At 65.4% G+C, this 12,432-nt stretch carries 12 protein-coding genes; 3 read left to right on the forward strand and 9 right to left on the reverse strand.

Annotated features, from left to right (window positions below):
* Positions 1-54: 54 nt before the first annotated feature.
* The 3 genes from rpsG to H7J73_RS15880 all read right to left on the reverse strand — a co-directional run bounded on the left by rpsG (position 55) and on the right by H7J73_RS15880 (position 1,824).
* The gene (rpsG, locus tag H7J73_RS15870; protein WP_264068408.1) at positions 55-525 is read right to left on the reverse strand and encodes a 30S ribosomal protein S7; all 471 of its coding nucleotides are present in this window, start codon (positions 523-525) and stop codon (positions 55-57) included.
* A complete protein-coding gene (gene rpsL, locus H7J73_RS15875) occupies positions 525-899 on the reverse strand; it encodes a 30S ribosomal protein S12 (RefSeq protein WP_264068410.1) in 375 nt (124 codons plus the stop codon). The genes rpsG and rpsL overlap by 1 nt, the downstream gene beginning before the upstream one ends.
* A 298-nt stretch (positions 900-1,197) precedes the next feature.
* Positions 1,198-1,824 carry a TetR/AcrR family transcriptional regulator gene (locus H7J73_RS15880; RefSeq protein ID WP_264068411.1) on the reverse strand — a complete coding sequence of 209 codons (627 nt, stop codon included), beginning with the start codon at positions 1,822-1,824 and terminating at the stop codon, positions 1,198-1,200.
* Between the two features lie 252 nt (positions 1,825-2,076).
* Between H7J73_RS15880 and H7J73_RS15885 the strand changes: the two genes are divergently transcribed.
* Together H7J73_RS15885 and H7J73_RS15890 are read left to right on the forward strand one after the other, a co-directional pair.
* Entirely contained in the window at positions 2,077-2,451 is a 375-nt protein-coding gene (locus H7J73_RS15885; protein ID WP_435405504.1) for a DUF3060 domain-containing protein, read from the forward strand.
* 43 nt (positions 2,452-2,494) lie between these two features.
* Positions 2,495-2,902: a DUF3060 domain-containing protein gene (locus H7J73_RS15890; protein WP_264068412.1), complete on the forward strand. Its 408-nt coding sequence runs from the start codon at positions 2,495-2,497 to the stop codon at positions 2,900-2,902.
* Positions 2,903-2,912: 10 nt separating this feature from the next.
* Here H7J73_RS15890 and H7J73_RS15895 read toward each other — a convergent pair whose 3' ends face one another.
* The 4 genes from H7J73_RS15895 to H7J73_RS15910 are packed head-to-tail and all read right to left on the reverse strand — an operon-like array spanning position 2,913 to position 6,988.
* Positions 2,913-3,680, reverse strand: a complete 768-nt coding sequence (locus tag H7J73_RS15895; protein WP_264068413.1) for a crotonase/enoyl-CoA hydratase family protein — start codon at positions 3,678-3,680, stop codon at positions 2,913-2,915.
* A gap of 2 nt (positions 3,681-3,682) precedes the next feature.
* Positions 3,683-4,405, reverse strand: coding sequence for a PaaX family transcriptional regulator C-terminal domain-containing protein (locus H7J73_RS15900; protein ID WP_264068414.1), 723 nt, complete (start codon positions 4,403-4,405; stop codon positions 3,683-3,685).
* Between the two features lie 19 nt (positions 4,406-4,424).
* On the reverse strand, positions 4,425-5,351 hold the full coding sequence (locus tag H7J73_RS15905) for a crotonase/enoyl-CoA hydratase family protein (RefSeq protein WP_264068415.1): 927 nt from the start codon (positions 5,349-5,351) through the stop codon (positions 4,425-4,427).
* A complete protein-coding gene (locus tag H7J73_RS15910; protein ID WP_264068416.1) occupies positions 5,348-6,988 on the reverse strand; it encodes an acyl-CoA dehydrogenase family protein in 1,641 nt (546 codons plus the stop codon). The genes H7J73_RS15905 and H7J73_RS15910 overlap by 4 nt, the downstream gene beginning before the upstream one ends.
* Positions 6,989-7,070: 82 nt before the next feature.
* Between H7J73_RS15910 and H7J73_RS15915 the strand changes: the two genes are divergently transcribed.
* Positions 7,071-7,406, forward strand: coding sequence for a cupin domain-containing protein (locus H7J73_RS15915; RefSeq protein WP_264068417.1), 336 nt, complete (start codon positions 7,071-7,073; stop codon positions 7,404-7,406).
* A 14-nt stretch (positions 7,407-7,420) separates the two neighbouring features.
* Here the strand turns inward: H7J73_RS15915 and H7J73_RS15920 are convergent, their stop codons facing one another.
* Positions 7,421-8,227: a type IV toxin-antitoxin system AbiEi family antitoxin gene (locus H7J73_RS15920; protein ID WP_264068552.1), complete on the reverse strand. Its 807-nt coding sequence runs from the start codon at positions 8,225-8,227 to the stop codon at positions 7,421-7,423.
* 195 nt (positions 8,228-8,422) lie between these two features.
* Positions 8,423-12,373 (reverse strand): DNA-directed RNA polymerase subunit beta', encoded by a 3,951-nt coding sequence (locus tag H7J73_RS15925; protein WP_264068418.1) that lies wholly within the window; start codon positions 12,371-12,373, stop codon positions 8,423-8,425.
* Positions 12,374-12,432: the final 59 nt, after the last annotated feature.

The following is a 12,432-nucleotide window of genomic DNA, read 5'->3' on the forward strand; positions in this document are numbered from 1 at the left end:
GCTGTGTCAATTACGCCCGGCGCGGCCCAGTAGTGGGCGCCCGCCGGCTCATAATCACCAGCGGTAGTGCGCGAAGGCCCGGTTCGCTTCGGCCATCTTGTGGACGTCTTCGCGCCGCTTCACTGCGGCACCGAGGCCATTGCTGGCATCCAGCAGTTCGTTGGCGAGACGCTCCACCATCGTCTTCTCGCGGCGCTGCCGGGAGAAGCTGACCAGCCAGCGCAGGGCCAGCGTGGTCGAACGCTCGGCACGGACCTCGACGGGCACCTGGTAGGTGGCGCCACCGACGCGGCGGCTACGCACCTCAAGGGCGGGCTTGACGTTGTCGAGTGCGCGCTTGAGGGTGACGACCGGGTCAGTGCCGGTCTTGTCGCGAGCCTGCTCGAGCGCACCATAAACAATGCGTTCTGCCAGCGATTTCTTCCCATCCAGCAGCACTTTGTTCACCAGCTGGGTGACCAGCTGCGAACCATAGACCGGATCGTTGACCAACGGCCGCTTCGGTGCGGGCCCCTTACGCGGCATTAGCTCTTCTCCTTCTTGGCGCCGTACTTGCTACGGGCCTGCTTGCGGGCCTTGACACCCTGGGTGTCAAGCGAGCCGCGGATGATCTTGTAACGCACACCCGGCAGGTCCTTCACACGACCGCCGCGGACCAGCACCATCGAGTGCTCCTGCAGGTTATGACCCTCGCCCGGAATGTAGGCGGTCACCTCGACCTGACTCGTCAGCTTGACGCGCGCCACCTTCCGAAGTGCCGAGTTCGGCTTCTTCGGAGTGGTGGTGTACACGCGAGTGCACACACCGCGGCGCTGCGGGCTGCCCTTGAGGGCCGCGGTCTTGACCTTGGCGATCTTGTCGCGGCGACCCTTGCGGACCAGCTGCTGGATGGTTGGCATGTACCGGCTTTCTCTGTTGCTTCTTCGTTGCTACTAAGTCTTGAGTCTTCTGTACTGCTGTTATGCGCGGTCCACGTACCCCGCGACCGGGCGTGTCGCATGCGCCCGCACCGAATCGAATCTGATTCAATTCCCGATGCTTGGCATGCGAATTGGCCCGGCCCGCGCGCATCCCCACTGCTAAACAGCGAGGTGCGCCAACTCCCGGCTAGGCACGAGCTACCACAATACCAGGACGGGGCACCCCGACAAAACCTGCGCTGACAGCGCAGAGCAGCGACGTAATCCCAGGTCAACGCTAGCGGCGATGCTCCATGCCGACAGCCAACCGCAACACCATGTCGGAGAAGACCACGTCGGTATCCACGTCATCCATGACGCCGGTCATCTCCAGAAGCACGAAACCGTGCAGTGCCGACCAGAATTCCAACGCCGCGTAGAACGCGTCCTCGCCCTCGAGTCCGTAGGAGTCCAGGACTGCGATGACCGGGCCCGCGGCAGCTTTGGTCGCGGCGGAGTATTCGGGGTCGTCGCCGCCGAACGGCATGCGGGTGAATGCCGAATATCGACCGGGGTGGTGGTGGGCGTAGCTGCGGTACGCGCCGGCCATCACCAATACCGCGTCATCGCGGGTGCGGCCCTGCCCGACGGTGTTCAGCATCTCGATGATGTCGCCGATCACCCGCATCCGGACGGTGCGGCGCAGGTCGTCGAGGCTGTGTACGTGGTTGTACAGCGACGGGCCCTTGGTACCGAGGTGGTTGGCCAGCGCGTTGATCGTCAGCGCATCCCATCCCTCGCGATCGAGAAATGCCAGTGCCGCGTTCACGATCACGTCGCGGCTGAGTTTGGCGGTCCTGGCAGCCGGGCGCCCTCCCGTGCGCGACCGGGATGCCCCGGTCGGCGGGTCGGGCCGTGTTGCCATGGATTCGTCCTTCGTCTCGATGACCTGACGGTCAGCGAAGAACAATAGTCGAGTCGACGATGCCGGCGAGGAGCCCGGTGACCACCAACTTGGGCGTTCCCGCTGCGCTTGCGGTGGGCATTTGTGAATCGTGGGCGGAAAATCAGCGCCTGAACCGCCACAGTTTCACGAACGCGAACTTCGACAAACGAAAGAGCCGGACCCGTAGGCTCAGCCCCACAGGCTTGGCGGTACCCGGGGAAGGACGCAACAGTGAAGCGGTTGTCTGGAGCTGTGACGGCGGCCTTCTGCGCTGCCGTCCTGGTCGCCGGCGGGGTCGGTGTTCCATCCGCCGCGGCGAAGAACGGCGACACCCACATCACGTCGATCGGATCGGTCCAGACCGTCGACTGCAATAACGCCACCCTGTTGATCAACGGGGCGGGCAACACCATCACCGCGGTCGGCAGCTGCTGGGCGGTCACGATGCAGGGCTCCGGAAACACCGTGATCGCCGACAACGTGGTCAACGACATCACCGTTTACGGCTTCGACCAGACCGCGCTGTACAAAACCGGCGATCCGTTCATCGTCGACCGCGGCCGCGAGCTCGGCATGGTCAACCGGATCGACCGCATTCCTGCGTAGTCGGCGTATCTGCACTGCCATTCACCACGAGAATCGAGGAAGCATGCGCACCTACCGTTCGGCGGCTCTCATCGGTGTCGCCGCAGCAGCGGTGATCAGCCTGGCCGCATGCGGTTCGAACAGCAGTGACACCAACAATCCGACCGCGACGGCCGGAGCGTCGGGCGCCCAGGTCGAGGTCGGCAACACGATCAACTACGGGTCCTTCGGCACGACAGCCGGTATCGACTGCGCCGACGGCAAATCGCTCAATGTCGGCGGTTCGAACAACACGTTGACCGTCAAGGGAACCTGCGCGTCGGTGAACGTCGGCGGCGCCGACAACAAGATCACGCTGGAGAAGGTCGACAAGGACCTGTCCGTCGTCGGCTTGAACAACACCGTCGCGTACAAGGACGGCGACCCGAAGGTCGACAACCTCGGCTCGGGAAATGTGATCAAGAAGGGCTAGCTTCGGGCCGTCAAGCCCGGGCAGCCCCGTGGCGGCCCGCACCGTCGGCGAACTGCTTGGCACCGGCCAGCGATTCGGCGGCCACGCGCGACATGCTGCCGAATTCGACGTCCATTGCCGCCGATTCGCTCATCCCCCACTGCCCCAGCAGCGACAGCCGGTCGGCGCGCAGACACTGTTGCGGCAGGACCGCGAGTTCGGCGGCCAGTTCCTCGGCCCTCTGGCGCGCCTGCCCGGTGGGCACCACGCGGTTGGCGAGGCCGATGGCGAACGCCTCCGCCGCGTCGACGCTGCGACCGGTCAGGACCAGGTCCATCGCGCGGCTGTGGCCGATCAATCTCGGCAGCCGCACGGTCCCGCCGTCGATCAGCGGCACGCCCCAGCGTCGGCAGAACACCCCGAATATCGCGCTGTCCTCGACGACGCGCAGGTCGCACCACAGCGCCAGTTCGAGACCGCCGGCGACGGCGTAACCGCTGACCGCGGCGATCACCGGCTTGGACAACACCATCCGGGTCGGCCCCATCGGCCCGGGCCCGCTGCGATGGACCGGATTGGAATCAGGTGTGCCCATCGCCTTGAGATCAGCTCCGGCGCAGAAGGTTCCGTTGTCGCCCCAGAGCACGGCGACCGATGCCGAGTCGTCAGCGTCGAACTCTTCGAACGCCGCGTGCAACTCCGCAGCCGCCGGTCCGTTGACGGCATTACGCGCCTGCGGACGATCCATGATCACCGTGGTCACCGCGCCGCTGCGCTCGACCCGCACTCCCCCGCTCATGTCTACTTCGCCTCCATCAGTTCGGTGTGTTCCCGCCGGGCTCCCAGCTCGGCGGCAAATTCCTGGTAGGCCACCCGCAACCGGTCACCCGGCCAGTCGTGCGGCAGCAGTTCGTCCGGCAACATCGGGTCGGCCAGCAGGTGGCGGACCATGGCCGCGGCTGTGGCGAATCGCCCTGGCACATCAGCGGCTTTCGACATCTCCGCCATCTCCTCGAGCAACCGGTTCGCGGTGTCGGACCAGCCCGGCAGATCCCACAGTTGATCTGCGAGCTCAACCGGAGCGTCATCGGAACTTCGCAGCACCCGGACCCAGCGGTGGATCTCGTCGCCCAGCTCGACACCGAGGTTGTCCGGGCGCAACCAGACGCCTTCGCGAAGCTCACCGAATCTGCTGTCCTGCAGCATCTTTCGCAGATCAGCGCGGTCGCGTGCGGCGATCCCGACGCTGGTGACCACCAGCGTCGTCCAGACACCGTCCCAGATTCGAAGCCTGGGCGCGAGCGCCTCATCCTGGCGGCGCTGCCGTGCCAGCAGCCGATCGGAGAGCCGGTAGCCGTCGGCGGACCGGACGAGGTCGCCGGTGCCCACCATCCTGGTCAGCGCAACCCGCAAAGTGGACTCTCTGATATCGAAATCTGCGGTAAGCCTGATCAATTCGGCGGCACTGGCCCACGCCGGATGAGCGCCCAGCAGCACCGAGAGGACGACCGAGCGAGCGGTCATCCTGGTTTCGGTCGTCACCTCACACCCCGGATGCCTGGCGTCCGTGATCGCCGAACGGCTCGTCGCGGTGACGCACCGCCTCACGGAAACCGTGCTCGACGGCGTCGGCGACGAAGGCGTGCCCCTCGGGCGTGTGCCTGGCGACACCGTCGAACACCGTGCTGACCATCTGGCTGGTCGCCACGCCCTGGTTGAACAGCGCCGTGTTCAGCGCCAGCTTGGCCATGATGAGTTGATTGACCGGCATCGCGGCGATCCTGGAAACCAGTCGCTCGGTGCGCTCGTCGAGATCCTCGGGGTCGGCCGCCTCGACGGCCAGACCCCAGTCGGCGGCCTGGGCTCCGGTCAGGCAATCACCGGTGAACAGAAGACGTTTGGCGCGTTGGTCACCGAGGCGATGGGCCCACAGTCCGGCAGCCGGCACCCCCCAGACCCGCATCGGTGGATAACCGATGATGGCATCGGTGGCCACGATCATCTGGTCGGCGTGCAGGGCGATATCGGTGCCGCCCGCCACGCAGTAACCGTGGATCTTCACCACTGTCGGCTTGTCGGCGTGCATCAGGCTGGCGAAGCCGCGGACGAACCGGCTCATCATCTGATAGTCGATCATCGGATCCCACGGAGCGTCGGGCCGGTGGTTGACGCCCTGTGTCTTCCCGTCGAGCACGGTACCGCGGTAGCGCCCGGTGCCCCCTGCCGATCCGGTGCGGTCGGCGTACGCGGACAGGTCGAACCCCGAGCAGAAGCCCTCTCCGCGGCCGGACACCAGGATGACGTGCACCGCGGGATCCAGGTCCGCGCGCTCCACGAGGGCCGACAGTTCCAGTGGCGTGTCGGCGACGATCGCGTTGCCTTTATCGGGGCGGTTGAACGTGATTCGGGCAACCCGGTCGGTGACTTCGTAGGTCATCGTCTTCAGGTTGTCGAAGTCGACTGAGGTCATCCCTTGACCATGGCGCGCTCGATGATCGGCCCGAGGTCCAGCCCGGTCGGCATCGTGCCGAATGCGCCACCCCATTGCCCGCCGAGTCGAGTGGCCAGGAACGCCTCGGCCACTGCCGGGTGGCCGTGGCGCACCAGCAGCGAACCCTGCAGCGCCAGGCAGATGTCCTCGGCGATCTTGCGGGCCCGGTACTGGATGGCTTCAAGATCGCCCAGCTGTGTCCGCAACGACTCGACATGGGTATCCAGGCGCGCATCCTGGCCGGCGGACAGGCCGAGCTCGTCGAAGAACACCTCGATGCATTCGGGTCGAGTTGCCATGGCGCGCAATGTATCCAGCGCGCTGACGTTGCCCGATCCTTCCCAGATGCCCATCAGGGGGGCTTCGCGGTACAGCCTCGGCATACCGGATTCCTCCACATAGCCGTTGCCACCGAAGCATTCCATCGCCTCTGCCGCGTGCGGGGTGGCCCGCTTGCAGACCCAGTACTTGCTGGCGGCCAGCCCGATGCGACGCAACAGCGTCTCGCGCTGGTCGCCGCGCACCGCTTTGTCGGTGGCCCCGGCCATCCGCATCGCGACCATGGTCGCAGCCTCGGCCTCGACAGCCAGATCGGCCAGCACATTACGCATCAACGGCTGGTCGATCAGATACTCGCCGAAGGCTTTTCGATGCTGAGCATGGTGGATCGCGCGGGTCAGCCCCGACCGCATGCTGGTAGCACTGCCCAGGGTGCAATCCAATCGGGTCAGGTTGACCATCTCGATGATGGTCGCGACGCCGCGGCCCTCCTCGCCGACGAGCCACGCAGTGGCGCCGTCGTATTCGACCTCACTGGAGGCGTTGGCATGGTTACCGAGCTTGTCCTTGAGCCGCTGCAGGAACATCCGGTTGCGGGTCCCGTCCGGCAGGACGCGCGGCAGGAAGAAACACGACAGGCCGCCGGGCGCCTGGGCGAGCACCAGGAAGATATCGGACATCGGCGCCGAGGTGAACCATTTGTGGCCGGTCAGGCTGTAGGAACCGTCGGCGTTGGGATTGGCGTTTCGAGAAGCGCGAGTGGTGCCGGCGCGAACGTCGGAGCCGCCCTGCTTCTCCGTCATCGACATGCCCGCGGTGATACCGGCTTTCGTCGAGGGTGTCTTCAGTTCGGGATCGTATATACGGCTGGTGAGCAGCGGTTCGTAGGTTTTGCCGAGTTCGGGGTTGCTGCGCAGCGCGGGTACGACGGCGTAGGTCATCGAGATCGGGCAGATGTGCCCGGGCTCGACTGTCCACACCGAATTCTTGGCCGCGCGGACCACATGCGCGCCGGCCCTGTCGTCGGCCCACGGCGCGGCATGCAGCCCGTGACCGATCGCGACCGTCATCAGCTCGTGATAGGCGGGGTCGTATTCCACCTCGTCGATGCGGTGGCCGTAGCGATCGTGGGTGCGCAGCACCGGCTGGTTGCGGTCGGCGAGTTCACCCCACCGGATCGCTTTCGCGCTACCCGACAGTGCGCCCAGTTCGAAGACCTCGTCGGCGCCCCATTGGCCGCCTTCGCGAGCCAGGGCCTCCATCAGAACCGGCGAGGTGGCCGGGTTGTGGTCCAGCAGAGTGGGGACCTGGTTGGTGACGACGTGGGTGTCTGACATGAGCTCCATGTTACATTTTGTCGACAGCTGCACAAGAGTCGTAACATGACCGCCGGGGTCGCGACCGGGAATGCTGGACGCCATGGATCCCAACACCGCGGTGCCTGCCGCATCTCTTGCCCTCGATCACGAGCCGGTGCCGGCCGATCAGTCGGTGCGCGGCAAGCCGACCACCGCCGCCGTCGCCCTCACCCAGTTCGGTGGCCTGCAGGTCGGCGTCTGGGAGATGACGCCCGGCGTGATGACCGACGTCGAGGCCGATGAGGTTTTCGTCGTGCTATCCGGTGCGGCGACAGTCGAATTCGCTGACGACACCAAGACGCTCACGCTCGGTCCCGGCGATGTGGTCCGCCTGGCCGCGGGTTCCGAGACGGTGTGGACGGTGACCGAGACGCTGCGCAAGGTGTACCTGACCTAGCGCGAGCAAAGAAATCAGGCCGCGCGCTCGAGGTGACTTCTCATCCGAGCCACGAAGCCCCACTGATCCCGAAAGATGTCGTGCGCCACGATCGGGACCACCGTATAGCGGCAGTCCTGAATCGCCGCCGTGCGAATACGGTCTGCCAACATCTCTGTCGCACCTGAATGCCACGCGATGCTGTCGTACTCGGCCACCACCCGTTGTTCCGGCCAGGCAAAGTCGACCCGCCATACCCGCCCCTGCACATCGACGATCTCATACTGCAGTTCGGGCAGCGGAAGTCCGCCGTCGATCATCACCATGCGGGCCATGCTTTCCATCGGCGACTCAGCACGGGAGTCTGCCAGCGGCAACAACTCTCGCGCCTTGACCACGCCCCGTCGGCCCTTCTGCTCTTCGAGTGCGGCGGTCGTTGCGCCCACGTCGCACGTCCCACTTCGCAGCGCGGCATCGAGTGTCGCCAGAGCGCGGGGCCGCCACTGAGTTCTGGCCACCTCGACAGCGGTCCAGGCGGGCGCGGTGGCCAGGCGGCCCTGGACCCGTTTCAAGGGTGCGCCGAGACGCTGGTGCACCATCAGCGAAGCGCTGGGCCGCATCCGGACGCCGGGGTCGAGTACATGCATCCGCACTGAATCCTCGTTACCGAAGCCGTAAAGCGTTGCCGCAGTGTGCATACACGCCACGACGGGCCTCCCGGTCGATAACTCCAGGGCCGCAAGCCGCCCAGGCAGGTCGGGCTCGACCAACGCGTAGACCCCGTGCCAGACCCGCACTATCGCACCGGCCGCCACGTGCCGGGCCAGTGTCTTCGGATTCATCGTCGCGAGCAACTGTTCGCGGCTTGCCAGACCGCCATTGGCGGCGAAGACCTCGTGAATGAACACCCGGCGATCGTCCGCACCATACCGCGCGACGGGTAGTCACCGCTGTGGATAAACCCGCCCACCAGACGTAAACAACCCCCCACACGCGGGGTGTGGGGGGTTGTTTACGTCTGCTCGCGCAGAGACTAGCTAGCGGTAATCGCTGTAGCCGTAGTCGTCCAACGGCACCGCGGCACCAGTGGCCTGGCCGAAGTCTGGGCTGTAGTACTGATCCTCGTAGGACGGGATCGTGTACGCCGCAGCGCGGGCTGCCTCGGTGGGCGACACCTGGATGTCCCGGTAGCGGGCGATACCCGTACCGGCCGGGATCAGCTTGCCGATGATCACGTTCTCCTTCAGACCCATCAGCTTGTCGCTGCGGCAGTTGATCGCCGCATCGGTCAGCACGCGAGTGGTCTCCTGGAACGACGCCGCCGACAGCCACGAATCGGTGGCCAGCGACGCCTTGGTGATACCCATCAGCACCGGGCGACCCGCTGCGGGCTCGTTGCCCTCAGCGACCACGCGACGGTTCTCGGACTCGAACTCGCTGCGCTCGGTCAGCGATCCGGGCAGGAACTCCGTCGCACCCGAATCGATGATCGTCACGCGACGCAGCATCTGGCGAACGATGACCTCGATGTGCTTGTCGTGGATCGACACACCCTGAGCGCGGTAGACCTCCTGGACCTCGTTGACGAGGTGCACCTGCACCTCGCGCGGGCCCATGACGCGCAACACTTCGTGCGGGTCGGCGGAGCCTTCCATCAGCTGCTGCCCCACGACGACGTGATCGCCGTCGGCGAGCAGACGCTCGCTGCCGTCCTCATGCTTGAAGACGCGCAGCCGCTGACGCTTGGAGAGCTTGTCGTAGACAACTTCTTCGCCACCGTCGTCGGGGACGATCGTCATCTTGTAGAACTTGTCGCTCTCCTCGAGGCGCACCCGTCCGGTGACGTCCGCGATCGGGGCCCGGTTCCGCGGAATGCGGGCCTCGAACAGCTCTTGGACGCGGGGCAGACCACCGGTGATGTCGTCACCGACGCCACCCTGGTGGAAGGTACGCATGGTCAGCTGCGTGCCGGGCTCGCCGATGGACTGCGCGGCGACGATGCCGACGGCCTCACCGATGTCGACCAGCTTGCCGGTGGCCATCGAACGGCCGTAGCAGGTGGCGCAGACGCCGGTGCCCGTGGTGCAGGTCAGCACGGAGCGGACCTTCACCTGGGTGATACTGGCAGCCAGCAGGGCATCGATCGCCGGGTCACCGAGATCGTGACCACGCTCGACGACAACCTTGCCGTTGCCGTCGACCGCGTCGGCGGCCAGGGTGCGGGCGTACGCACTGGTCTCGACGTGTGCGTCGCGGATCAGCGAGCCGTCAGCCTGCAGTTCGGCAATCGTGACGACGACGCCACGCTCGGTGGTGCAGTCGTGCTCGCGAACGATCACGTCCTGCGACACGTCCACCAGACGACGGGTCAGGTAACCCGAGTCGGCGGTACGAAGCGCGGTGTCGGCCAGACCCTTACGGGCACCGTGGGTGTTGATGAAGTACTCCAGCACCGTCAGGCCCTCGCGGAACGAGGACTTGATCGGACGCGGGATGTACTCGCCCTTCGGGTTGGTCACCAGGCCCTTCATGCCGGCCAGGGTGCGGGTCTGGGTCAGGTTGCCCGTCGCGCCGGACTTCACGATCGTCATGATCGGGTTGTCCTCGGGGTAGTACGCCTCAAGCGCCTTACCCACCTCTTCGGTGGCTTCCTGCCAGATCTTGACCAGGCCGTCTTTGCGCTCGGTGTTGTTCAGGGCACCGCGCTGGTACTTCTTCTCGATCGCGTCGGCTTCGCCTTCGTAACGCTCGAGGATCTCCGCCTTCTGCGGCGGCACCAGCACGTCGGCCATCGAGACCGTGACACCCGAACGGGTGGCCCAGTGGAAGCCGGCGTCCTTGAGCTTGTCGACGGTCTGCGCGACCACGATCATCGGGTAGCGCTCGGCGAGATCGTTGATGATCGCCGCCTGCACCTTCTTGTGCTGCTGCTTGTTGACGAAGGGGTAACTCTTCGGCAGCAACTCGTTGAAGATCACGCGACCCAGCGTGGTCTCGGCGATCCAGGAAAGCCCTGGGCGCCAACCGTTTTCACCGAACAGCTCGGTCTCGACCTCGACCGGCGGACGCAGCTGCGTCAACCGGATCTTGATCTTGGCCCGCACGCTCAGCGCGCCACGATCCAGAGCCATGATGGCCTCGGCCGGGCTGCTGTACACACCGAACTCCGGCTGATCCGTGGCGGCCGCGACGTATTCGCCGGTGTCGCCGGGGATCTCGGTGGTCAGGAAGAACAGACCGGTCACCATGTCCAGACGGGGCATGGCCAGCGGCCGGCCCGACGCCGGAGACAGGATGTTGTTCGACGACAGCATCAGGATGCGCGCCTCGGCCTGCGCCTCCGCGGACAGCGGAAGGTGCACAGCCATCTGGTCACCGTCGAAGTCGGCGTTGAACGCCTCGCAGACCAGCGGGTGCAGCTGGATGGCCTTACCCTCCACCAGCTGCGGCTCGAAGGCCTGAATACCCAAGCGGTGCAGGGTAGGTGCGCGGTTCAGCAGCACCGGGTGCTCGGCGATGACCTCTTCGAGGACATCCCACACCTGGGGACGCTGACGCTCGACCATGCGCTTGGCGCTCTTGATGTTCTGCGCGTGGTTGAGGTCAACCAGACGCTTCATCACGAACGGCTTGAACAGCTCGAGCGCCATCAGCTTGGGCAGACCGCACTGGTGCAGCTTGAGCTGCGGGCCGACCACGATGACCGAACGGCCGGAGTAGTCGACGCGCTTGCCGAGCAGGTTCTGGCGGAACCGGCCCTGCTTGCCCTTGAGCAGATCGGACAGCGACTTGAGCGGACGGTTGCCGGGCCCGGTGACGGGCCGGCCGCGACGGCCGTTGTCGAACAGCGCGTCCACCGACTCCTGCAGCATCCGCTTCTCGTTGTTGACGATGATCTCGGGGGCACCGAGGTCGATCAGTCGCTTGAGGCGGTTGTTGCGGTTGATCACGCGGCGGTACAGATCGTTCAGGTCGGAGGTGGCGAACCGGCCACCGTCGAGCTGAACCATCGGGCGCAGTTCCGGCGGGATCACCGGGACGGCGTCGAGCACCATGCCCATGGGCGAGTTGCGGTTCATCTGGAACGCCGCGACGACCTTGAGCCGCTTGAGCGCGCGAAGCTTCTTCTGGCCCTTGCCGTTCTTGATGGTGTCGCGCAGGCTCTCGGCCTCGGCGTCGATGTCGAAGTTCTCGATGAGCTTCTTGATCGACTCCGCGCCCATCGCGCCGGTGAAGTACTCGCCGTAGCGGTCGACGATCTCGCGGTAGAGGTTCTCGTCGACGATCAGCTGCTTGACGGCCAGCTTGGTGAAGGTGGTCCAGATCTCGTCGAGCCGGTCCAGCTCACGCTGGGCCCGGTCACGCAGCTGGCGCATCTCACGCTCGCCGCCGTCGCGCACCTTGCGCTTGACGTCGGACTTGGCGCCCTCGTCTTCGAGCTCCTTCATGTCGGCTTCGAGCTTCTGTGCCCGGGCCTCCAGGTCGGAGTCACGCTGGTCTTCGACGGCCTTCTTCTCGACGACCATTTCGGCTTCGAGCGTGGAGAGCTCGTTGTGGCGCATCTCGGTGTCGACGCTGGTGATCACGTAGGCGGCGAAGTAGATGATCTTTTCCAGATCCTTCGGCGCCAGGTCCAGCAGGTAGCCCAAGCGCGACGGAACGCCCTTGAAGTACCAGATGTGCGTGACGGGTGCGGCCAGTTCGATATGGCCCATCCGCTCACGGCGCACCTTGGCACGGGTCACCTCGACGCCGCAGCGCTCACAGATGATGCCCTTGAAGCGCACGCGCTTGTACTTGCCGCAGTAGCACTCCCAGTCGCGAGTCGGTCCGAAGATCTTCTCGCAGAACAGGCCGTCCTTCTCTGGCTTGAGCGTGCGGTAGTTGATGGTCTCCGGCTTTTTGACCTCGCCGAAGGACCAGTTGCGGATGTCGTCCGCGGTGGCAAGGCCAATGCGGAGTTCATCGAAGAAGTTGACGTCGAGCACGTAACTTCCTTTCCCCTTGCGGGTTTAGATATCTAACGAGCTATATAAACAAGGGCCGC

It is taken from the genome of Mycolicibacterium komossense (assembly GCF_025822605.1).
Lineage (GTDB): Bacteria > Actinomycetota > Actinomycetes > Mycobacteriales > Mycobacteriaceae > Mycobacterium > Mycobacterium komossense.

Bases quoted from the DNA above. Each gene is read 5' to 3' on its own strand.
- H7J73_RS15880 (WP_264068411.1), bottom strand. From the start codon at position 1,824: ATGGCAACACGGCCCGACCCGCCGACCGGGGCATCCCGGTCGCGCACG.
- H7J73_RS15905 (WP_264068415.1), bottom strand. From the start codon at position 5,351: ATGACCTCAGTCGACTTCGACAACCTGAAGACGATGACCTACGAAGTC.
- H7J73_RS15920 (WP_264068552.1), bottom strand. From the start codon at position 8,227: ATGAATCCGAAGACACTGGCCCGGCACGTGGCGGCCGGTGCGATAGTG.
- H7J73_RS15900 (WP_264068414.1), bottom strand. From the start codon at position 4,405: ATGACCGCTCGCTCGGTCGTCCTCTCGGTGCTGCTGGGCGCTCATCCG.
- rpsG (WP_264068408.1), bottom strand. From the start codon at position 525: ATGCCGCGTAAGGGGCCCGCACCGAAGCGGCCGTTGGTCAACGATCCG.
- H7J73_RS15910 (WP_264068416.1), bottom strand. From the start codon at position 6,988: ATGTCAGACACCCACGTCGTCACCAACCAGGTCCCCACTCTGCTGGAC.
- rpsL (WP_264068410.1), bottom strand. From the start codon at position 899: ATGCCAACCATCCAGCAGCTGGTCCGCAAGGGTCGCCGCGACAAGATC.
- H7J73_RS15895 (WP_264068413.1), bottom strand. From the start codon at position 3,680: ATGAGCGGGGGAGTGCGGGTCGAGCGCAGCGGCGCGGTGACCACGGTG.
- H7J73_RS15915 (WP_264068417.1), top strand. From the start codon at position 7,071: ATGGATCCCAACACCGCGGTGCCTGCCGCATCTCTTGCCCTCGATCAC.
- H7J73_RS15890 (WP_264068412.1), top strand. From the start codon at position 2,495: ATGCGCACCTACCGTTCGGCGGCTCTCATCGGTGTCGCCGCAGCAGCG.